Below are 22,017 nucleotides of genomic sequence, written 5' to 3'. Positions count from 1 at the left end.
TTTATGATCAGACAGGTTAAAAATCAAGGAGAAATCGATGTCCCGCCAAGTGATTCATACTGAAAACGCTCCAGCTGCTATTGGTACCTACTCTCAGGCTATTTTGGTTGGTGAAACACTTTACCTGTCTGGTCAGATTGGTTTAGACCCTTACAGTATGGAGCTGGTTAATGGCATCGAAGCACAGGTTCGCCGGGTCTTTGATAATTTAAAAGCTGTGTGTGAAGCTGCTGGCGGTACATTGGCTGATATTGCCAAACTCAATATTTACCTGACTGATCTTTCCCATTTTCAGCTGGTTAACCAGATTATGGGTGAATATTTTGCTCAGCCCTATCCGGCGCGTGCTGCTTTAGGTGTAGCAAGTCTACCTAAAGGAGCTCTGGTTGAGATGGACGGTATCGTTATTATTAATCAATAATTTATAAAATTCATCAGCACTTTAATCTTAAGCAATTAAATCTAAATCATGAATCACTTTGTGCGGCAATCGATGTAATACCCAGATTTCCGCTCAGGTGATATTTTTTTATTCAAAAAGCCAATTAAAAAAATGGCTTTTTTAAATGAATTTCATTGACAAACGATAATAATTATCAATAATATCACTTATCCCGTTTATATTACTGTGGTTAGCGCCGATATGTACGTTTGCCTGTGCCGTGGAATTACTGATCAAGATATCAAAGATGCTGTCGCCAATGGTGCAGAAAGCTATCGTGAAATTCGTGATTTACTTGACCTAGGAACTTGCTGTGGTCGCTGTGCTCCAGAAGCACGTAGTATTATTAGTGATGAACTGTCCGAAATTGCAGCACGTATTTCTGTAGCAGCTTAAGCCCCGAAATATAATGATAATAAAGATTCTTCTTGCATAAATTTAGGTTCAGCTTCAAGTTTCTTGTGAAGAGAATTAAAAGATGTATGCAAGAACTCTCTCATGATCAATCGATCATCTTCTCCTCCCCGCTTGTAATTTCAAGCGGGTTTTTATTCTCTACCATAAAAGCTGCTGTGTTTCTGATTGCGATTTTCATTTGCTGTTCTATAAATTACTCGCCATTCATGGATGGGTTCGCTAAGATAACTCTATAGATTGCCTTATATCTTTCATAAGGCAGAAATTGTTTATGGAGAACTTACAATGAAAGGCAATCGTGATGTAATCAATCAGCTCAACCAAGTGCTTTATCATCAACTGACCGCTATTAACCAGTACTTTTTACATTCCCGTATGTTCAATGATTGGGGGATTGAAAAGCTGGGTTCGGCCGAGTACAAAGAGTCTATTCATCAGATGAAGCATGCCGATAAAGTCATTGAACGGATTTTATTTTTAGAAGGACTGCCGAATTTGCAGCACCTTGGCAAGCTGTATATTGGTCAGCATACTGAAGAGGTTCTCTCTTGTGATGTGCGTAAGGTAAAAGAGAATATTGAAGCCTTACAAAAAGCTGTCTCGTTATCTGAACAGCTTATGGATTATGTAACCCGTGATATGGTACAAGAAATTCTAGAATCTGAAGAAGAGTATTGGGACTGGTTAGAAACCCAGCAGGATTTAATTCAAAGTGTAGGAATTGAGAACTATATTCAGAGTCAGATATAAAAATACAGCCAGCATTAAGCTGGCTTTTTACTATCTCCACTGTTTATTTCCATGGCCTCAGATCGACAATTTTCACTACTTGTGCTTTTTCTGGATTGACCAGAACCACCATATCGACTGTACTAGCTTTTAACGGCACCCATGCGGTCGCCTCGGGATATTGTTTCAGAATCTGGTCTACTCTGGCCGGATCATTTAACTGCCTTAAAGTGCTGAAAGGCTGGGCACGTTGCTGTAGCTGATTTTTCTCTTGAGAGAATGGCACATAACGCTCTGGACGCTGGGCAATTGAAATACCGCCTAACACCTCTGCAAACATTTCATTTTGTCGTGTTTGGTGGTCTTGAGCAAACTCTACCGCCACTAATTGTGGTTTTAACCAAGACGGATGCTGATATTGCGGCTGAGCCTGTTCTATATGCTCTGTAATGATTTCATTGTTTCTGACCAGTTCAAAACGGTCGACATTGTAGGCCAGCCAAGCTGGTCGGCCTTCAAAAATACTATAGACGCCATACCCTAGTGCCAAGGCTTGCAGGAGAATAACAATACTTAAGTCCATTTTTAAGGTTTTTTTACCTTCTTTATAGACCATAAAACCTAGCACTGGCCCAATGATGACATCTATAGTCAAAAGCATTAAGAAGATATACATGACACCGACTGCTTGAGCGAGGGGTGCTGGATACCAACTATAAAAAACTAGTCCCATTACTAATAAAGCAATAACTAATGAAATAAATAAATGTCCAAAGAAAAATTTAAAACGTTTAGGCATAAAGTAATCACTAACCTGATTTTAAAAATAATGGATTAGTCCAATAAAATAAAAATTTTCTCAATATTCAAGCCTTCACTCTCTATAATATTATTTACTCTAATCGCATAATCTTTCCCTCAAGAAAATCTGCATGCTTCGATGGTATTTTCTCTCCATGATTTCCATCATGCCCTGTACCGTCTTTATTTATAGAGTATAACTCTTTTCCTTTTCCCTTTTATTGGGCATATACATGTACATGTTGCTGAGTATTAGCATTATCTTCACAAAATGATTGTTTTGTTCCTAAAATTGGCTTATAAGTTTAATATTTTAATAGACTATTCTGTGAATCTGAAATTTTAAATATATTAATTACTTGTTTATCATTTTTTTCCATCTGCTCTTTTTCGAAATACTCTTTTTAAACTCATCATTTACTATTTCTATTTATAGTTAGCTTAAAATTATCGGCACTCAGCCGTTGCATATTTGGTGAATAAAGTTCCTAAGCCTATTACCAAATTTTTTACGGTTGAAGTTGCTGAAGCGCATGTCCAGTCAATACTTTCGACAGCAGTGGACAAGATTGCATTGTTAATATTTGGGGTTAAAACGAGTGTTTTTCTCAAGGCATCAGTTGGCAAACCTACCTCTATTTGATTGGTTGAAGTAATTGTAATTACACCATTATCGTCTATTTGAATATTTAATACGTAACGTGTCCTTTTTTCACCTAAAAGCCTTGTATTATAATCTTGTACAGTATTCTTTAAGGCGGAGATACCACTTGAAGAAAATACTCCACTAATCATAGCTTTTACAGGGCTAGCCTGATTAAAGTCTCACTAATCTTTGCGCGTGTAGTATAAACCTAATAGGCATGAATCCCTATAACAACTAATAGTCCAATAATAGCTAATATAATTATTAATTATACTAAAGTAAAACCATAAACCTTTATATTTATACAAATAAAAAAGAGTGCTTAGCACACTCTTTCTTATAAAAATTGATTTATTTACATTCAGAAGGAACATATTTAGCAGGCATAGAAGCTGCTTTAACAGTTAAACCTCGTCCAGTAGCGGTAGCTGTACCAGCAGAAACACATGCCCACTGTAATGATTCACCATTACTAACAGTTTTACTAGTTAACGGAGTTGCCTTACCCGCCACATCAATATAAGGAACTAAAGTAATAGTTTTCTCTTGAGCTTCAGTAGGTAAACTTCCATCCTTGGTTGAGGTTACTGTAATAACACCAGTATCAGCAGTTGCACCCACACTTTTAACATACTTACTATTTACAGTGCCCTTATTAATACTACTAACAGCGCCATTCATCCCAACAATACCACCACTTTGGAAGCCTTCACTAATTTCAGCTTTAGCAGCAGAACCAGCTGTTACCATTTCGGTAACTTTTGCACGTACGGTATAATTTTGATAAGCTGGAATCGCTACTGCCGCCAAAATACCAATGATCGCTACCACGATCATGAGTTCGATTAAGGTAAAACCTTTTTGTGTATTCATAACATTCTCCACCACATGTGATTTTTATATAGCTGTACAGCTAATTTATATATAGCACTAACTGTGCCAAGGCATATTATAATTGTTTTTGCTACAAAAACAGTCACTTATATAAATAAAATTTTTTACTTTAAGATATTTCTAATTTAATTGTCATAAATTGACAAAAAATGTCACTATTGGTTTAAAAATACGTCTCATTAATTTAATATAATAGGACGGTTTTCTATTTCATTGTTATCATCAATAACTTGGTTCACATAAAAGCTGTTTAAAACCTGTCCAATACTTAATACACCTCCTACTACTGCCTCACGGTACTGCTGCTGTTTTAAACCGGCAATAATCTGCTGACAAATTTCATTCCAGGTATGCTGCTCAGTAGCCTGCTTTATGCCACGATCAATTACGATCTCAACAGTATGTTCACACAGGTTCAGATATAAAAGAACGCCACTATTATATTCGGTATCCCAGACGCCTAACTCTGCAAAAAGCTGCCGGGCGCGCAAACAGGTATCTTGACTATAGGCCTGCTGACAGGGAATATGGCCTTCAATCACTACCTGAATTTCACCGACATGTCCCTGTTCAGCTTGTTGTACTGCTTGGGCAATCGCATTCTGGTCTTCACGACTGAAATACCGCTTGCTGGCTGGCATATAAAAGAAGTGTTTAAACCAGCGTTTTAAACTATGGGAAGTTTTCTCCTCTAATTTTGGCTGTGTGACAATCTCTGTCGTATCTGTTTTAGTTACCATGAGCCTGATGCTCCTCCCCCGCCAAAGCCACCACCTCCACCACTAAAGCCACCTCCACCAAATCCGCCTCTGCCACCACCGCCTCCACCACGTGAAGCAATAAAAAGATGTAGTATGGTCTGGGCAGTTGAAGTAATTAGTAAAAAGAAAATCCCAAAACCGAGTAATAAACTGGTAATTATACCTGCACCATTTACCAGACCTGCAGCCACTGCAGCTACACCAGCAGTGGAAGCACTTAAACGATTACCGACAATAAATGAACCGAAAATACCGGCAATTAAAATAAACATCCCCATGTTAAAGGTGCGCTCTTTAGCTTGCTGCTCATGCAGTGCCTGTTCTTGTTGTAATTTCAGCTGCTCGGCCGCCCGCTGTGCAATTTCGGGATCAAGGTTTAAAATACGCTCAATCTCATTTAAACCGGCATTAATTCCCTGTACATACTGCCCCTGTTTAAAAAAGGGTGTAATCTGATTACGGATAATCCGACTCAGCACAATATCAGGTAATACGCTCTCAAGGCCATATCCTGAAAGAATTTGAATGCGATGGTCATTTACTGCTATAGCCATTAACACTCCATTATCCTGTTCGGCTGAACCCAGTTTCCACTGGTTTGCGGCACGCATAGCAAAGTCAAAAATATCTTCTTGTCCTGTAGTGGGTACAATAATTATTCCAACCTGTGCCTTACCCTGCTGATACAGATTTAAAATTTTCTGGTCAATTGCCTGCTTTTCAGCAGCAGTAAGAAGGCCCGCCTGATCTATTACTGGTTGATTTAAAGTCGGTAACCCACGAATAGACTCACCTTCCGCCATATCATTATTAACTTCAGGTATTTTAGTTCGTGCAGTCGTAGACACGGGGTCTGTCGCGGTATGGCTGGCCTGTTGCTGATTTTGTAAAACCTTACCTAACACCACAGCTTCAGTTGTGTCATTTTCTACAGGTTCACTCCAAACTGCTTGACCGCCTAGCAGGACTACACTGAGCAAACACAGCCGTATAATACAAAAAGGGATGGTCGCTTGAGCTGCAAATTTATTCTGCATTATCATCCCCCTTTTTTAAGCTTATTCAAAAGATACGGTTGGAGCTTTTTGTGCACCAGCTTCAGCAGTAAAGTTTGGTTTAGGTTCCATACCAATGACTTTTGCTGTCATAACCTGCGGGAACTGACGGGCATAAGAGTTAAAGTCCTGCACGCTGCTAATGTAGCGGTTACGTGCTACAGCAATACGGTTCTCGGTACCTTCAAGCTGGACCTGTAAATCACGAAACTGTTCATTTGCTTTCAGGTCAGGGTAATTTTCTGAAACTGCAATCAGGCGTGATAACGCACCGGTCAACTGGCTTTGCGCCTGCTGATAGCGTTGAAATAATTCAGGATCTTCCAATACTTCACGATCTACTTTTAGCCCGGCCACATTGGCACGCGCTTGAGTTACTTCAGTGAGTACCTGTTCTTCGTGTTTGGCATAGCCTTTAACAACATTGACCAGATTCGGTACAAGATCAGCGCGGCGCTGGTACTGGTTTTGTACTTCAGACCAAGCAGCAGTTACTGCCTCATCTTTCACCTGTAAAGTGTTATAACCACAGCCTGAAAGGCTTAATGTACTAGCCAGAATGAGAGCGATTAGGCTTTTACTCAGCATTTTCATGCAGCTATCCTCTAATATTTATTTGTATTTGTTTATTTAAAGCCATTGTAAATATAATTTAAGCTATTTGTGTTGCTTTATTTTAAAGATGAGCAAGGAAACTCAAGGAAGGAACAGTCTAGGAAAGCCTAAAAAAGCTTTAATTTATTAAAATTATTAGTAAAAATTTATAAGAGACGGTAGATGAAACCCTACTATTCTTTCAATATTAAACTGAGAGTTAATACTGAAAGTCGGTCATCTGATAATCTTGTGCCAGATGCTTTTTCCAGTATTCGAGTTCAATAGAATAATCATTCTGTTCAGGATGAAAGTCTTTTTTATAATATGACAAATATTCTGGAAACAGCTGAACCAGCATTTTAACTAGCAGATAAGCACCAAATAGATTACCCTTAATTTGAGGTAGGCTCTTCCATTTATCCTGCATAAATAAACGTCCGGTTGAGTAGACTGCAAGACTAAAAAACCCACCAGTTACCCGTTTCATCATGCGACGACGCAAGCGCTGGTCAGCATACAACTGCTGATAAACATCAAATGCAACAGAACGGTGTTCAATCTCTTCAATGGCATGCCATACCCAAAGCTTCATGGCATCCTCATCCAGTATACTTAATACCTCAGGATGTTTGAGGATATATCCACCAAGTAAAGCTGTGAAGTGCTCAAAAGCACTGGTAATGGCGAGCTGTACCTTAGGCGGTAAATTGCGCACATGTTTATTCTGGCGTTCCAGCCATGCCTGAAAATTATCCAGCTGATAGTCATCTTTACGCCAAGCCTGATTAAATTCAGTATGAGCCTTGGAGTGCATAGCCTCCTGTCCAATAAAAGCAGCAATCTGTGTTTGTAAAACCGGATCTGTAATCTGATCCCTTACATTCCGGACACTATGTACAAAAAACTGTTCACCTACCGGAAAGGTAGAAGATAATGCTGTAAGAAAATGTGACATCAAAGGTGAGTGAGCAAAATAATAACGCGAAATTTTTTCCGGATTGAAGTCTAACTTACGTACAGTAATTCCTGATGCCTTTGGCCGATTCCGGTACAGTGGATTTGCTGTCATTAAATCATTCATCATAATGGCTGCCTAACGGAGATACCATTAGTATGAGTTTAGAAAACTATAACGCACATGGCTAAACTGCTTGCTTTAGTTAGCCAAAACTATCAAATTGATAAATTAAATAGATGGCATACAAGATTTTTTATGCATTGAAAAGAATATTTATGATGAAAATATATAGTACCTATGACTCATAACATAGCTGGTTTGAAAAATCATTAAGACGGTTACTTTAAGACCAAATATTTATTTTATATTTAAATACAAATACTTATAAGATGATTTATTATAAGTATTTCTTCTAGTTTTCTGATTGATCAAAAAACCAGACATATAAAAATCACCCCAAGACTGGCCCGAGGTGATGCATTAAAACAATAACTTAAACGTCCAGGTAGTCCAGAATACCCTCAGCAGCTTGGCGGCCTTCCCAGATTGCAGTGACTACCAGATCAGAGCCACGAACCATATCACCACCTGCAAAGATTTTCGGGTTCGATGTCTGGAATTTGTATGTTTGAAGTTCTGGAGCAACTACACGACCTGAACCATCCAGTCCAATATTGACCTCCTTAAACCAGTCAGCAGGGCTAGCACGGAAACCAAAAGCAAGCAACACGGCATCTGCGGGTAATATCTCTTCCGAACCCGGTATTGGCTCTGGGCTACGACGGCCGCGACTATCAGGTTCACCCAGTTGAGTCGTCACCACTTTAACACCTGTCACCTTACCATTTTCACCTACAATCTCGACAGGCTGGCGGTTAAACAAGAAGTTCACCCCTTCTTCACGGGCATTTTGTACTTCACGACGTGAACCTGGCATGTTAGCTTCATCACGGCGATAAGCACAGGTTACTTCTGCTGCGCCCTGCCGGATTGATGTACGGTTACAGTCCATGGCAGTATCACCACCACCTAGGACAATCACCTTTTTTCCTTCCATACTAATGTATTCAGATGGATCTTTTTCCCAGCCCTGACAACGGTTAACATTGGCAATCAGGAAATCAAGAGCATCATATACACCTTCATATTCCTCACCTGCAAAGCCACCTTTCATGTAGGTATAAGTCCCCATTCCCATGAACACTGCATCAAAGTCATTCAGTAGCTGATCAATCGTGATATCTGTACCAATTTCAGTGTTCAGACGGAATTCAATCCCCATACCGGTGAAGATTTCACGGCGGCGTTTCATGACATCTTTTTCCATCTTAAATTCAGGAATACCAAATGTCAGCAGGCCACCGATTTCCGGGCGTTTATCAAAAACTACCGGTTTTACCCCATTACGGACCAGAATATCTGCACAGCCAAGACCCGCCGGCCCAGCACCGATAATGGCAACTTTTTTGCTGGTCCACTGGACATTAGACATATCTGGACGCCAGCCCAGTGCAAAGGCGGTATCATTAATATATTTTTCAGCATTACCAATAGTTACGGCACCAAATCCGTCATTTAGGGTACATGCACCTTCACATAAACGGTCTTGCGGACAAACACGCCCACAGACTTCTGGCAGGGTATTGGTCTGATGGCACAGTTCCGCCGCCTGGAATACGCGACCTTCAGCGATCAGTTTTAACCAGTTTGGAATGTAGTTATGTACCGGACACTTCCATTCACAGTATGGATTACCACAGCCTAAACAGCGATGAGTCTGGTTAGATGCAACATCCTGACTAAACGGTTTATAAATCTCCACAAACTCTGCTTTGCGGACAGCAATATCTTTTTTTTCTGGATCCTGACGTGCTACATCCAGAAATTGAAAGTCATTATTGAGGCGTTCTGCCATGTCTCTCTCCGTAGGTGGGCACAGCTCCGTGTTCAGGAGTCTGTACCTGCCTGTTTATTTGCAGTCGTGGAATTATTGAGGATCAGCCTGAGTCGTTTTTAACAACGTCAACAGGTTCGCCGCTTTTGGTTTCACCAGCCAGAATTTACGGCTGTAGTAATCAAACTCATTGCGGATCTTGTAGGCCCAGGCACTACCTGTCTCGGCAATGTGCTCATCAATAATTCGCAGCAGAAACTCTTTATGATCTTCCATCGCTTCAGTCGAAATACGGTTTAGATCAATTAACTCATGGTTATAGTGGTCAACAAAATCATTGTCGAGGTCAAGCACATAAGCGAAACCACCGGTCATGCCCGCGCCAAAGTTATGTCCAACTTTACCCAGGACAGTGACCACGCCACCAGTCATATATTCACAGCAGTGATCACCTGCGCCTTCAATTACTGCAAAGGCACCAGAGTTACGTACCGCAAAACGCTCGCCAGCTGTACCAGCCGCGAACAGTTTACCACCAGTTGCACCATATAGGCAGGTGTTACCAATAATTGCGGTATTCTGAGTCTGGAACGGCGAACCTTTTGGCGGGAAGATCGAAATCCGGCCACCCGCCATGCCTTTACCAACGTAGTCATTGGCATCACCTTCAAGGCGAATATGCAGGCCACCCGCATTCCACACCCCTAGTGACTGACCTGCTGTACCATTTAGGTTCATGACTACTGGATGGGCTTCCATACTGAGGTTTCCATAGCGACGGGCAATCTCACCAGAGATACGTGCTCCAATCGAACGGTCACAATTCACCACTTTATAGTTAAAGGTCCCTGTAGTACCTGCTTCAATTGCTGGTAGCATCTCTTCAACCATACGTTCAGCCAGCAGACCTTTATCAAATGGCTCATTGCCCTGCACCTCACAATACTGCGCCTTGCCTTCTGCTGCCGGATGTGAAGTCAGTAATGCACTTAAATCCAGATGGGCATGTTTGTCAGTTTCACCAGGCAATACTTCAAGCAGGTCTACACGGCCAATCAGATCTTTGAGTGAAGCGACCCCAAGCGCAGCCAGCCATTCACGAGTTTCTTCCGCAATAAAATGGAAGAAATTGATTAGCATTTCTGGCTCACCAATGTAGTGCTCATGACGCAGATGGTCCTGCTGAGTTGCAACACCGGTTGCACAGTTATTCAAGTGGCAGATCCGCAGATATTTACAGCCTAATGCAATCATTGGTGTAGAACCAAAACCGAAACTTTCCGCACCCAGAATTGCAGCTTTAATAACATCCAGACCGGTCTTCAGGCCACCATCAGTCTGTACTCGCACCTTGCCACGCAAATCATTTACACGCAGGGCCTGATGCGCTTCTGCCAGGCCCAGCTCCCATGGAGAGCCGGCATGATGAATTGATGATAATGGTGAGGCCGCTGTACCACCATCATATCCAGAGATGGTGATAAAGTCCGCATATGCTTTGGCTACACCCGCTGCAATAGTTCCCACCCCTGGCTCAGACACCAGTTTGACTGAAACCATAGCCTGCGGATTAACCTGTTTCAAATCAAAAATCAGCTGAGACAAATCTTCAATTGAATAAATATCATGATGCGGTGGAGGAGAAATCAGGGTAACGCCTGGTACCGAGTAACGTAAGCGTGCAATCAGACTATTGACCTTACCACCTGGTAGCTGTCCGCCTTCACCCGGTTTCGCCCCTTGAGCTACCTTAATCTGCAAAACTTCTGCCGAGGTCAGATAAGCAGGTGTTACACCAAAACGTCCAGAAGCAATCTGCTTGATTTTTGAGTTACGAATGGTACCGTAACGTGCCGGATCTTCACCACCTTCACCAGAGTTTGAACGACCACCAATGGTATTCATTGCTACAGCAATCGCTTCATGCGCTTCTGGAGATAACGCACCCAATGACATCCCCGCAGAATCAAAACGTGGAAGAATCGACTCTACAGACTCAACCTGATCAAGTGCAATCGGATTATCTGTTTTCAGCTTAAATAGATCACGAATAGTGGCAATTGGACGCTGGTTAACCAGCTGTGCATATTCTTTAAAGTCCTGATACTGACCAGAACGCACAGCTTTATGCAGCGCATTAATCACATCCGGATTAAAGGCATGATATTCCTTACCGAACACGAATTTTAGCATACCACCCTGATCAATCGGCTTACGCGCTTTCCAAGCTAAGTCAGCCAGTTTCTTCTGATCATTTTCAAGGTCAACAAAAGTTGCGCCCTGAATACGGCTTGGTACACCAACAAAGCAGGTATCTACCACTTCACTTGATAAACCCACAGCTTCAAACAGCTGACCGCCACGATAAGATGCAACGGTAGAAATGCCCATTTTTGACAGGACTTTCAGCAGGCCTTTTTCAATACCTTTACGGAAGTTTGCTTGCGCATGAATCGGATCACCCAGCAGTTCGCCTTTGGCAATCAGATCATTGATGACATCATAAGCAAGATAAGGGTAGATAGCTGTTGCACCAAAACCTAACAGTACTGCAAATTGATGTGGATCACGTGCAAAGCCGCTCTCGACCACAATATTGGCATCGGTACGCAAGCCAGCCTGAATCAGGTAATGATGGACAGCACCTGTCACCATGACCGCATTTGCCGGCAGATAGCCTTCACGAATCTTTTTGTCCGATAAGACCAGAATAGTTTTACCATCACGAATGGCCTGAGCAGACTCGGCACAGATCCGCGCGATTGCAGCCTGTAAACCTTCTTCTGCAACATAGTTCAGGTCAATCTCGGCAATCTCATAACCTGTGCGACCCAATGTACGGATCTGATGCATTTTTGAGTTAGACAATACTGGACTTGAAATAATCAGACGGTCTGCATGTTCTGGTCCCTGCTCAAATACATTCTGTTCACGACCCAGACAGGTTTCCAGTGACATCACGATTGATTCACGCAAAGGATCAATTGGCGGATTGGTCACCTGCGCAAACTGCTGACGGAAATAATCAGATACATGACGAACCTGGTGTGACAAGACGGCCATAGGAGTATCATCACCCATTGAACCGACAGCTTCCTGTCCACTTTCAGCAATCGGACGCAATAGCTGGTCCCGCTCTTCAAAGCTGACCATGAACATTTTTTGTGCAGCTTTTAACTGCTCATTTTTCAGACCTTTTTCACACAGGTGCTCTTCAAGCTCCGGACTGCCTTGCAACCGGATAGCATGGTCACGCAACCAGGCACGATAAGGACGCATATTTTTCAAGTGCTTGTTGACATCCTGAGTGTCTAGCAACTTACCGGTCAGGGTATCGATCACGAGAATCTGTCCAGGACCAACACGACCTTTAGAAATTACGTCTTCTGGCTCATAACCCCACACCCCAATTTCTGATGCCAAGGTAATATAGCCATTTTTGGTAATTACCCAACGAGCCGGACGCAGTCCGTTACGGTCTAGCATACAGATCGCATGGCGGCCATCCTGAATAACCAGACCTGCAGGACCATCCCAAGCTTCCATATGCTTAGAATTAAATTCATAAAATGCGCGCAAGTCTGCATCGAGTGTTTCCACATTTTGCCATGCTGGTGGAACCAGCATACGCAAAGCACGGAACAGATCCATACCACCACCCACCAGAATTTCTAGCATATTATCTAAACTTGATGAATCTGAACCGGTACGGTTCACAATTGGCGTCATCTCAGTCAAGCCGGGTAATAGCGGATTTTCAAATTTTGGTGTGCGCGCCATTGCCCAGTTACGGTTAGCTGTAATGGTATTAATTTCACCATTATGTGCCAGATAGCGGAATGGCTGAGCCAGTGGCCAACGTGGCAGTGTATTAGTCGAGAAACGCTGATGGAACACCACGATATGTGAGTGTAGGCGCTCATCGGCCAGATCTGTATAAAAATCTGCAATCGCTTCTGGCATCATCAGACCTTTATAGCTAATGACAGTAGTAGCCAGCGTGGTAACATAGAACAGTGGATCATTGACCTGCTGTTCGGCACGACGACGTGCCAGGAAAAGCTTGCGGTTAAATTCGACTTCAGTAACTCCCATCGGGCAGTTCACTAAAATCTGTTCAAACGCAGGTAGAGAACGCAAAGCAATTTCACCCAACACTTCAGTTTTTGTTGGGACTACGCGCCAAGTTGCAACTTTTAAGCCTTCTGCTTCTATTTCTTTATTTAAAATCTGTTTAGCATGGTGAGCTAAGGCTGGATCAGTATTTAGAAATACGGTTCCAGCAGCAAATATTTCAGTCAGGTTGACGCCAAGTTTTTGTGCTTCTTCACGGAAAAACTGTTTAGGCATCGCCAGTAACAAGCCACAACCATCACCGGTTTTACCATCTGCAGCAATACCGCCACGGTGAGTCATGCAACTTAAACTATGAATTGCAGTCTCGACCAAATGATGGCTGGCTTCACCCTGCATGTGGGCGATCAGGCCAAAACCACAGTTATCTTTAAACTCATCGGGTTGATATAAACCTTGAGCGGGAGCTACAGTATTAGGCGATGGCATGTGCATAGCGTACCCTTCTTAACATGGCCCCTAATGGGCATCGAACAATTTTTCTCTCTATAATTTGCAATTTGCTCTCTTAACCAGCAGCAGATGTAAAAAGCTCAGTCACCGGCCTAAATATACGCTTACTCTGTAAGAAAGGTATATGGTTATGGCTTCTGTTTTTCTTTCTACGAACTCTTTTAAAGCATGCAAGAGAAGTATCTAGCAGTTTAACTGAGCAGTTTTGGTGTCAACCGGATAAATCAGATTCAAATAGCCTTTTAATAAAGCAAAAAAGATGCCAACTTTTAAAAATATTACTAATTACTTAAAAAACATAAATCTAAGCTACTTAAAAGCATAGTAAGTTTATTTTTAAGACCAATTTACGACCCAATATGGTGCAAAATTATTTTAAATATAAAAAATATGCTCTATTTTGCATCATTGCGAAGAGTTTTATACAGGTCCTGAATTTTAATATTAATTAAAAGGATCACTAATTTCATTTTCAACAGGTTTAGAGGCATCAGCTGAGGTACCAGCACGTGATGGCTGCGAAACAGGAATATTAGATTGTGAACGCTGTACATCAACTACATTACCCTCTTGATCTCTTCTGGTAATTGTCGTTTTTACAGTGGAAGGCGCATTATTGGTTTGCGCTGTATTAGCTGCCGGGTTTGGTCGGCTAAGTAAGCTCTCATCAATTTTAGGTAAGGCAGCCGGTTTCAAGACAATTTCACGTACTTTTGCACTTCCGCTCATCTCCTCTGAACCTAAATCATTTACAAAAGCTGCATAATCTTCAAACTTTTGTGTATGCGGCTTAAGCGAAGGTGGAAGTACAAGATTTAATTGATCCAATGACTGTTCAGCTTCCTGAGCTGTCTTATACTTGCCATAAGCCAGCACATACTGTTCTGTCTGTTCTTCGCCACTGAGTCGGAAATAAATAAAATTATTACGTTGAGGCTGTTTCTTCAGAAAGCTTTTAATAATATCTTCTTCAGAAGAGCGAAATAGTTCATTGGTCCAGAGTTTCTTATTCTCCAGCATAAATTTAGTACCACGAAACTCAGGCTCATGAATGCCTGAGGCCACTATTCGAGTAGTCAGTTCAAGTGGCCGAACTTCTTCCAGCAATGCACCAAGATGGGTCATTGAACCAACCTTCTCAGGCTGGATCTGAGTTTGGGCTTCACTCTCAGGCGTTTTTTTCACTTCGACCAATTGCTCTTTATCTGTCATCAGCCAAAAGATAAAAGCAAGTAACAGGCACAGCAATCCGCTCATCAGCCAGATATACCGCTGAATATTGTCCCGTTGCATACGAACTGCTGCCATATTTTGCCTATGCTCCTTGTTGATTTGCAAGAATTGCCTGCTTCATCAGCTTTAAGTCAAATTCTCTGGTAATTATAGCTTGTCCCAACTGTTTCAGGAGGACCAGACGCAGTTGTCCATTCAGAACTTTTTTATCATGTGCCATGTATTCCAGAAACTGCTCAAGCGGAATGTGCGGACATACTATCGGTAAATTTGCACGTTGAATAATATTTTTTGTACGTTGCAAGTCGTCTGCTGAAATCCAGCCCATACGTTGAGACAAATCTGCTGCCATGACCATACCGGTGGCAACTGCCTCTCCATGCAACCACACTCCATAGCCCAGATAAGATTCAATCGCATGGCCAAAAGTATGGCCAAGATTTAATAACGCACGGTCGCCGTGCTCTTTTTCATCACGCGCCACAATACGGGCTTTATGCGCACAGGAGCGATACACTGCTTCGGCCAGAAGCTCAGAATCACGAGCAACCAGCTGATCCATATGCTGCTCTAGCCATTCCAGAAAATCACGGTCTTCCAGTAAGGCATATTTGATTACTTCAGCAAGGCCAGCCGATAATTCACGGTCAGGCAAAGTCTTTAACTGTGACATGTCTGCCATAACTACCTGTGGCTGCTGGAAAGCACCAATCATATTTTTACCCAGCGGGTGATTAATTCCTGTTTTCCCCCCGACACTGGAATCCACTTGCGAAAGCAAGGTTGTTGGCACCTGAATAAAATAAACTCCACGCTGAAAGCTGGCAGATGCAAATCCGGCCATATCTCCAATTACACCACCTCCAAGCGCCAGAACGGTACAGTCCCGGTTAAAGCCAGCTTGCAGAAGTGCATCGAAAATCAGATTAAGATGCTGAATATTTTTATACTGTTCACCGTCGGGCAATACACACGTAGCGACTACTTTATCCAGAGATTTAACCGCTCTTACATAATGGTTCAAGTAAAGTTTTTCGAGGGTAGTATTGGTTACAATCATAACCTGCTTGCCCAGAATATAAGGTTCAAGCAAAGTCTGAGGACTCAGATCACTACCAATAAAAATAGGATAACGGCGATCGCCTAATTCAACATATAAGGTTTGCATACAGTCTGGAACCCGTAATCATGGTGCGGAGTGTAACTCTTCAGAGCTAATAATCTTCAAGATTTTTTGGGCTAGATCTCGTGCTGCCCCTTGATTGGTCTCGATAATATAATGTGCCACTTCCCGGTAGAGCGGGTCACGGGCAGTCAACAGGTCTCGAAGCTTCTGTTCCGGGTTTTCTACTTGTAATAATGGCCGGTTTTTATCACGATAGGTACGTTGAAGCTGAATTTCTACTGGTGTATAGAGATATACTACGATGCCGCGCTGCTTGAGGAATTCACGGTTAGGCGCCTGCGTTACAGCCCCACCACCTGTAGCTAGCACCAGCTTTTGCCGAAGTGTTAGCTGGTCAATAACGGCGGTCTCCCGACTCCGAAAACCAGCTTCTCCCTCTTTTTCAAAAATCCAGGGGATATTTGCTCCTGTTTTACGCTCCAGTTCATGATCACTGTCCAGAAATTCCCGGCCCAGTAACTCTGCCAGATGTCGCCCCACAGTGGTTTTTCCAGCTCCCATCGGCCCTACCAAATAGATATTTGGCAGGGTGTCAAACTCTTTGCTTGGCAAGGAGTCACCTATTGAATTACTTGAATTAAAAATATATTAATGATTTCCAGTCGCACTGTCATTAACAATTCGTGGTGTGACAAAAATCAGTAACTCACGCTTGTTATCACTTTTAGCATCACGGCGGAATAAACGGCCTACACCCGGCAGGTCTCCGAGAACAGGTACTTTCGTTTGCGTATTCCTGGTTTCCTGTTCAAAAATACCGCCAAGGACTACAGTTTCACCATTGTTAACCAGCACATTGGTATTAATTTCATTCTTGTTAATCGCAATCTGTCCGGTTGGTGTCGGGTTCCCCGGAGTATCGCTGGTAATATTCAGCAACATCTGGATTTTACCATCAGGGGTAATACTTGGTGTTACATTCAGACTTAAAGTGGCATCCACAAATTCAGTGGTAGAGACTGCATTGGCACCACCACCTTCTGAAGACTGGTAGGGAATTTGGGCACCAGAAGCAACTCGGGCCTGCTGCTTGTCAGCTGTTAGTACTTTCGGCGTAGAAATGACTTCACCATAACCATCAGCCTGCAAGGCTGACAATTCGAGATCCAGCATAAAATCAGAAAGACTAATTAAACCGAAGGCAATACGGCTTGCACCCGATGCTGTAACGCCTAAATCCACATTCAGGTTTTGTGGACGCTCTATGGTGTATTTACCATCATCATCAGGATCACGCAGATTCCATAAGGTAGTTTCACTGCCGCCGACCAGCAGGCTGTTATTACGGGTAATACCCTGTGAAAGAATTCCCCACTTCACGCCCATTTCTTTGGTGAAGTCAGTACTAGCCCTGACAATACGGGCTTCAACCATCACCTGTTTTACAGCTACATCCAGAAGATCAATCATACGGCGGATCTGGTCAAGTTTCTGAGCAGTATCATTAATGATTAAGGTATTGGTACGTGGATCTATTGAAATGGTTCCTCTTGGACTCAGCAGGCTTCCCACGCTATCACCCAGTGCTTCCGTATTGTTTGAAGCACCGTTAGCACTACCATTACCACTATTTCTGCCTTGGGTAATCAGTTTTTCGATATCGACAGCTTTTGCATAATTCAGCTGGATATATTCAGTTTGTAAAGGCATAAGTCTGGTACTTTGCGCAATCGCCTTAGCCTCTTCCTCTTCTGCTTTAATCAGCTCTGCAACCGGAGCAATCCAGATTACATCACCATTACGACGTTTATCCAGGTTTTTGGTTTTTAAAATAATGTCTAAAGCCTGGTCCCATGGTACATCTTTCAGGCGCAACGTAATATTTCCCTGAACAGAGTCGGCTGCAACTAGGTTGATACCAGTGAAATCTGCTAACAACTGTAATACCCGACGAACCTCAATATCCTGAAAGTCGAGTGAAACCTTTTTACCGCTATAATTAGGTGCAGAACGGGTTTTGACCGTACTCTTTTCTTCCGGGCGCTTTAAACTGACTGTTAAGCGGTTCTCAGTCTGATACGCCATATACTCATAACTGCCAGTTGATTGAATAGTAATAATGCCATTACCGCCTTCATTATAGGCATCCACAGTCGAGACCGGCGTGGCAAAATCATTCATATTCAAGCGGCGGATCAGATGGGAAGGGATTTTATTTCCCAGCATCCTGACTATGACTTTACTTCCCTGCTGCTGTACATCAGCAGGAGTATTCGGGTTCAGAAAATCAATTAAAACCTGTCCCTCGCCCTGACTTCCACGCTGGAAACCAATGTTCGAGATACCCTGAGCAGGCTGCTGTGCTACAGCAACTGGCTGTGGCAATACTGTAGGCGCGCCTGTTACCGGATTAATCTTTAAAATAAAAGTATTGCCTTCTACACGGGTGGTAAAGGCACCCGCATCTTTTAAACTTACAATAATTCGGGAACGTTGTTCATCAGAGGCCACATGAATTGCGCTTGCTTCATTGGTAGCAACCGGAATACTAGGCTGTTTAAGATTTTGCTTGGCCTGATCAAAGTCTAAGATCAGTCGCGAAGGCTGTTCAAGCTGATAAGCCTGGGGCTGGGGTGGCAATCCATTAAACATGACTCGAATTTCTGTCCCTTGTCCCGGAATCTGCATAGGTACAATATTGGTAATATTGACCGCTGCACTTGCCACCTGCATCATTGCTGCAGCAACTGCTCCCATCGCAAATTGACGATATAAATGAATCATGCTGTTGCCATCCCCCATCAAAAATTCTTGAAAACTCTTTTTCATTTTTATTCCTTTCATCCTTAAGGCTGTGGCCCAATCAGTACTAGACTGCGGGGACGTTCCACATAGCCTTCTCGCCCATCCGGGATGATCTCAACCAGGTCAATCTGGGTAGGTGTAATCTGAACAATACGCCCATGATGCATACCCATATAGTTCCCGCGCTGCACTTGTTCAATCTGGCCATCAGGCGTCTGGATTAGTGCAATAATCTGCCCTCTTGAATTACGCATACTGCCTTTCATATTTAAAGATTCAAGGGCATAGCTCTCAAGAGGTTGGGGTTGGCGTGAAAAATTCGGATAAACCCGCTTCCCGGCCATAACTTTTAACTCAGCTGCAAGCGAGCTAGGTAAAAATGGACTTCTGAACTGATGTGCTGCATAAGCAAATGTAGGTACAGGACTGAACACAGGTGCCGGTTCAATCGGTAGAGGTGGCTGGTTACGAATGACTGCCATCTCTTCATTTACTGCATCTATACGTGAATCACAGCCTACCAGAATCATGCCGCAGCACAGGCCTAAAATGATCTTATTCCAAGTCATTGTGGCTGCCCTCCTGCTGGGGTATCCGTAGTATTTGGCTGCTCATTATTACCGACATATCGGTATGTTTTAGCTTTCACCGCATAATTTACTTCTGGAATATCTGAGTTCTGCGCCTGTGTACTGGTAATTTCAAAGTCATGCAGGGTTACAATTCGTGGAAGCGCCGCAATAGTGCTCACAAAAGAACCAAAGGCATGATAATCACCTGTTGCCTGAATATCAATTGGCTGTTCAATAAAGAATTCCTGCCGGATTTCACTTTCCAGACGAATATTTTTAAATTTCAGGCCAGAACTTACTCCTGCAACGTTAATATCTTCAACCAGTCCAGGAATCTCGGTTTCTTTAGGCAACTGTTCCAGTTGCTCATTGAAATTCGCTTCCATTTCCTGTAGTTGTGCCTGGTATTGCTGCAAGTTACGCAGTTTAGAGTCCTTTTCACGAAACTCGTTTAACAGATTCTGTTCTTGTGCCTGCGCATTAGAAATAGCTTCAAGTTTGGGGCGAATTGCTAAAAAATAGCCAATTGCACAAACCAGCAGAAACAGAAATACCCAGCAGGTCAGTTTGACTGAAAAAGGCCAGCTGCCGTAATTATGTGTATCCAGAGTATTAAACTGTTGCAGGAAGGCTTCTAGCGTCATTTTTCTTTTAGCAGGTTTAGCATCTTCCTGGTTTAAATCATCAAATTCTTCACGACTCATTGTGCTGCTCCCGCTGCAGGACCCGTTGCTGCTGTATTGGTTGGTGCATTGGGATCAGCCGATGGCGGACTATCAGCAGCAATCTCACCTGCGTCTACAGTTACAACAAAACTGCCATAGTTTTCTTCTGGTCGGGGTATCAGCGAAGTTGGGGTCTGCTCTTTCTTTTCTTCCGCGGCAAGGAATGAGTTCATAAAGGCATTACGATACCAAGGTGAAGCTTCTAGACCACGCAAAAGCTCAGCTACAGTGTTCGGGCTTTCTGCCTTCCCTTCGAGAGTGAATTTATCACCAGTCCGTGCAAATTTGGTCAGATACATATTGGCTGGGATTACACGTGCCAGCTCATCCACCAAACGAACAGTAACCGGACGTTTACCCTGTAAGCCCTGAATCAGGTTCATGCGCTCAATAATGGCATCACGCTGTTCTTGCAGGCCATCTAGAGATTTAAGCTGTATATCCAGGTTCTGGTTAGTACTGATAATCAGTTGATTAGCTTGTTCCTGATCATCCAGCTTGCGGTCATAGTACATCCAGGTCAGTACCACTCCGGCTAAACCTAGTAATGCCACCCCAATACAAATAATAATAAATTGCTTTTTCCGTTGTTCCCTTAGCTCATCACGCCAAGGGAGCAGGTTAATTGTTGTCATTAATCAAAACTCCTCAGCGCCAAACCACAAGCCACCATGAGTGAAGATGCATCTTTTTCAACTTTTTGTACATCAACCTGCGGCGCAAAACCCATCTGTAAAAATGGATTGGCAATTGTTACCCGGTAGCCCAGCTTTTGTTGGAGTAGTTTGGCCAGTCCCGGTATGTTGGCATTTCCACCTGCCAATAAAATATGATCAATCTCATTAAACTGTGAAGACGAGAAAAAAAACTGCAAAGAACGAGCAGCCTGTTGCACTAAGGCCTCTAAGAAAGGCTCGAGTATTTCAATATCATAATCATCTGGCAAATTACGCTCTTTTTTGGCCCGGCCAGCTTCTTCATAGGAAAGGCCATAACGATTCTGGATGTCCTGAGTCAGCTGCTTTCCACCAAAAACCTGCTCGCGAGTATAGATAATCTTGCCATGCTGCATGACAGACAAAGTTGTCATGGTGTGGCCGATATCTAGAATACCTACAGTATTCACCCCTATAGGCAATGTATCAGCGAACACTTTAAACGCACGTTCTAGCGCATAACTTTCTACATCAGCAATTTTCGCGGTTAGACCGGCCATTTCCAGCACTTCGACACGTGCATCTACATTTTCAGTACGGGTGGCCACCAGCAGTACATTTACTCGATCAGGATTTGCCAGTATATCTGGCAACACTTCAAAATCAAGACTGACTTCGTCTAAAGGAAAAGGAATATATTGCTCTGCATCCATACGGATCTGAACTTCACGTTCATCATCGTTCATGTCTGCATCCATCTCGATGACTTTATTAATCACCGCCGAAGTAGGTACTGCAAAAGCCGCACTAGCCGCCTGAGGGTTAGCAATGTCAATTACGCGCTCTAAAGCATCGGCAACCGCTTCAGGATTCAGAATATTTTTTTCAACGACACTTCCATCGGAAAGCGGATAAAGCCCGTAACTTTCAACCCAGTATCTGCCACCTTTTACAGAGAGCTCTAACAATTTAACCGAAGTAGAACTTACATCTATTCCGACTAATCCTTTATTTGGTTTACGATATAACCTGAGCACAATGCTTTCCTATTATTTTTTTATCCCCAAAAAAAATAACGAACTAATAGTCAGCGTATAATTTTGCACGGATACAATATCT

Annotated in this window: 19 protein-coding genes and 1 pseudogene; 3 read left to right on the top strand and 17 right to left on the bottom strand. The window is 42.8% G+C overall.

Going from position 1 to position 22,017, the window contains the following annotated elements; translation table 11 throughout:
* Positions 1-37: 37 nt before the first annotated feature.
* The 3 genes from B3R63_RS13155 to bfr all read left to right on the top strand — a co-directional run bounded on the left by B3R63_RS13155 (position 38) and on the right by bfr (position 1,609).
* A complete protein-coding gene (locus B3R63_RS13155; RefSeq protein ID WP_286731784.1) occupies positions 38-421 on the top strand; it encodes a RidA family protein in 384 nt (127 codons plus the stop codon).
* A 222-nt stretch (positions 422-643) separates the two neighbouring features.
* Positions 644-838, top strand: a complete 195-nt coding sequence (locus B3R63_RS13150; protein ID WP_005018142.1) for a bacterioferritin-associated ferredoxin — start codon at positions 644-646, stop codon at positions 836-838.
* 306 nt (positions 839-1,144) lie between these two features.
* Positions 1,145-1,609: a heteropolymeric bacterioferritin subunit Bfr gene (gene bfr / locus B3R63_RS13145; RefSeq protein WP_286731780.1), complete on the top strand. Its 465-nt coding sequence runs from the start codon at positions 1,145-1,147 to the stop codon at positions 1,607-1,609.
* 43 nt (positions 1,610-1,652) lie between these two features.
* Here bfr and tfpZ read toward each other — a convergent pair whose 3' ends face one another.
* From tfpZ to B3R63_RS13060, 17 genes and pseudogenes are all read right to left on the bottom strand, one after another.
* Complete coding sequence (gene tfpZ / locus B3R63_RS13140; protein ID WP_101159787.1) at positions 1,653-2,387, bottom strand: TfpX/TfpZ family type IV pilin accessory protein; 735 nt, start codon at positions 2,385-2,387, stop codon at positions 1,653-1,655.
* Between the two features lie 449 nt (positions 2,388-2,836).
* A pseudogene (locus tag B3R63_RS13135) lies at positions 2,837-3,196 on the bottom strand (pilin); the annotation flags it as partial.
* A 190-nt stretch (positions 3,197-3,386) separates the two neighbouring features.
* Positions 3,387-3,908, bottom strand: coding sequence for a pilin (locus B3R63_RS13130; RefSeq protein ID WP_101159781.1), 522 nt, complete (start codon positions 3,906-3,908; stop codon positions 3,387-3,389).
* A gap of 200 nt (positions 3,909-4,108) precedes the next feature.
* Entirely contained in the window at positions 4,109-4,669 is a 561-nt protein-coding gene (locus tag B3R63_RS13125) for a TPM domain-containing protein (RefSeq protein WP_286731777.1), read from the bottom strand.
* Positions 4,663-5,727, bottom strand: coding sequence for a TPM domain-containing protein (locus B3R63_RS13120; protein ID WP_286731775.1), 1,065 nt, complete (start codon positions 5,725-5,727; stop codon positions 4,663-4,665). Before B3R63_RS13120 ends, B3R63_RS13125 begins: the two co-directional genes overlap by 7 nt.
* A gap of 21 nt (positions 5,728-5,748) precedes the next feature.
* Positions 5,749-6,339, bottom strand: coding sequence for a LemA family protein (locus B3R63_RS13115; RefSeq protein WP_005018078.1), 591 nt, complete (start codon positions 6,337-6,339; stop codon positions 5,749-5,751).
* 220 nt (positions 6,340-6,559) lie between these two features.
* Positions 6,560-7,423, bottom strand: coding sequence for a metal-dependent hydrolase (locus B3R63_RS13110; protein WP_286731967.1), 864 nt, complete (start codon positions 7,421-7,423; stop codon positions 6,560-6,562).
* 370 nt (positions 7,424-7,793) lie between these two features.
* Positions 7,794-9,215 carry an FAD-dependent oxidoreductase gene (locus B3R63_RS13105; protein ID WP_119879663.1) on the bottom strand — a complete coding sequence of 474 codons (1,422 nt, stop codon included), beginning with the start codon at positions 9,213-9,215 and terminating at the stop codon, positions 7,794-7,796.
* A 72-nt stretch (positions 9,216-9,287) separates the two neighbouring features.
* Complete coding sequence (gene gltB, locus B3R63_RS13100) at positions 9,288-13,757, bottom strand: glutamate synthase large subunit (RefSeq protein WP_005405250.1); 4,470 nt, start codon at positions 13,755-13,757, stop codon at positions 9,288-9,290.
* Between the two features lie 468 nt (positions 13,758-14,225).
* Positions 14,226-15,089 carry a hypothetical protein gene (locus tag B3R63_RS13095; protein WP_286731767.1) on the bottom strand — a complete coding sequence of 288 codons (864 nt, stop codon included), beginning with the start codon at positions 15,087-15,089 and terminating at the stop codon, positions 14,226-14,228.
* Positions 15,090-15,096: 7 nt separating this feature from the next.
* Positions 15,097-16,182 (bottom strand): 3-dehydroquinate synthase, encoded by a 1,086-nt coding sequence (aroB, locus tag B3R63_RS13090; RefSeq protein WP_286731765.1) that lies wholly within the window; start codon positions 16,180-16,182, stop codon positions 15,097-15,099.
* Between the two features lie 18 nt (positions 16,183-16,200).
* Entirely contained in the window at positions 16,201-16,752 is a 552-nt protein-coding gene (gene aroK, locus B3R63_RS13085) for a shikimate kinase AroK (RefSeq protein WP_286731763.1), read from the bottom strand.
* 36 nt (positions 16,753-16,788) lie between these two features.
* A complete protein-coding gene (locus B3R63_RS13080; RefSeq protein WP_286731761.1) occupies positions 16,789-18,969 on the bottom strand; it encodes a type IV pilus secretin PilQ in 2,181 nt (726 codons plus the stop codon).
* 17 nt (positions 18,970-18,986) lie between these two features.
* On the bottom strand, positions 18,987-19,514 hold the full coding sequence (locus tag B3R63_RS13075) for a pilus assembly protein PilP (protein WP_005018049.1): 528 nt from the start codon (positions 19,512-19,514) through the stop codon (positions 18,987-18,989).
* The gene (locus B3R63_RS13070; RefSeq protein ID WP_111282513.1) at positions 19,511-20,221 is read right to left on the bottom strand and encodes a type 4a pilus biogenesis protein PilO; all 711 of its coding nucleotides are present in this window, start codon (positions 20,219-20,221) and stop codon (positions 19,511-19,513) included. The genes B3R63_RS13075 and B3R63_RS13070 overlap by 4 nt, the downstream gene beginning before the upstream one ends.
* The gene (locus tag B3R63_RS13065; RefSeq protein WP_005018044.1) at positions 20,218-20,877 is read right to left on the bottom strand and encodes a PilN domain-containing protein; all 660 of its coding nucleotides are present in this window, start codon (positions 20,875-20,877) and stop codon (positions 20,218-20,220) included. Before B3R63_RS13065 ends, B3R63_RS13070 begins: the two co-directional genes overlap by 4 nt.
* Positions 20,877-21,935, bottom strand: a complete 1,059-nt coding sequence (locus B3R63_RS13060; protein ID WP_286731756.1) for a pilus assembly protein PilM — start codon at positions 21,933-21,935, stop codon at positions 20,877-20,879. Before B3R63_RS13060 ends, B3R63_RS13065 begins: the two co-directional genes overlap by 1 nt.
* Positions 21,936-22,017 lie beyond the last annotated feature (82 nt).

The organism is Acinetobacter sp. UBA1297 (assembly GCF_002307755.1).
Lineage (GTDB): Bacteria > Pseudomonadota > Gammaproteobacteria > Pseudomonadales > Moraxellaceae > Acinetobacter > Acinetobacter radioresistens.
Note: the sequence above shows the minus strand (reverse complement) of the source record. Positions and strands in the feature narration are given on the sequence as shown.

Bases quoted from the DNA above. Each gene is read 5' to 3' on its own strand.
- B3R63_RS13150 (WP_005018142.1), top strand. From the start codon at position 644: ATGTACGTTTGCCTGTGCCGTGGAATTACTGATCAAGATATCAAAGAT.
- B3R63_RS13070 (WP_111282513.1), bottom strand. From the start codon at position 20,221: ATGAGTCGTGAAGAATTTGATGATTTAAACCAGGAAGATGCTAAACCT.
- B3R63_RS13125 (WP_286731777.1), bottom strand. From the start codon at position 4,669: ATGGTAACTAAAACAGATACGACAGAGATTGTCACACAGCCAAAATTA.
- B3R63_RS13120 (WP_286731775.1), bottom strand. From the start codon at position 5,727: ATGCAGAATAAATTTGCAGCTCAAGCGACCATCCCTTTTTGTATTATA.
- B3R63_RS13110 (WP_286731967.1), bottom strand. From the start codon at position 7,423: ATGAATGATTTAATGACAGCAAATCCACTGTACCGGAATCGGCCAAAG.
- B3R63_RS13075 (WP_005018049.1), bottom strand. From the start codon at position 19,514: ATGACTTGGAATAAGATCATTTTAGGCCTGTGCTGCGGCATGATTCTG.
- B3R63_RS13080 (WP_286731761.1), bottom strand. From the start codon at position 18,969: ATGAAAAAGAGTTTTCAAGAATTTTTGATGGGGGATGGCAACAGCATG.
- B3R63_RS13095 (WP_286731767.1), bottom strand. From the start codon at position 15,089: ATGGCAGCAGTTCGTATGCAACGGGACAATATTCAGCGGTATATCTGG.
- B3R63_RS13115 (WP_005018078.1), bottom strand. From the start codon at position 6,339: ATGAAAATGCTGAGTAAAAGCCTAATCGCTCTCATTCTGGCTAGTACA.
- gltB (WP_005405250.1), bottom strand. From the start codon at position 13,757: ATGCCATCGCCTAATACTGTAGCTCCCGCTCAAGGTTTATATCAACCC.
- bfr (WP_286731780.1), top strand. From the start codon at position 1,145: ATGAAAGGCAATCGTGATGTAATCAATCAGCTCAACCAAGTGCTTTAT.
- B3R63_RS13155 (WP_286731784.1), top strand. From the start codon at position 38: ATGTCCCGCCAAGTGATTCATACTGAAAACGCTCCAGCTGCTATTGGT.
- aroB (WP_286731765.1), bottom strand. From the start codon at position 16,182: ATGCAAACCTTATATGTTGAATTAGGCGATCGCCGTTATCCTATTTTT.
- B3R63_RS13130 (WP_101159781.1), bottom strand. From the start codon at position 3,908: ATGAATACACAAAAAGGTTTTACCTTAATCGAACTCATGATCGTGGTA.
- B3R63_RS13105 (WP_119879663.1), bottom strand. From the start codon at position 9,215: ATGGCAGAACGCCTCAATAATGACTTTCAATTTCTGGATGTAGCACGT.
- B3R63_RS13065 (WP_005018044.1), bottom strand. From the start codon at position 20,877: ATGACAACAATTAACCTGCTCCCTTGGCGTGATGAGCTAAGGGAACAA.
- tfpZ (WP_101159787.1), bottom strand. From the start codon at position 2,387: ATGCCTAAACGTTTTAAATTTTTCTTTGGACATTTATTTATTTCATTA.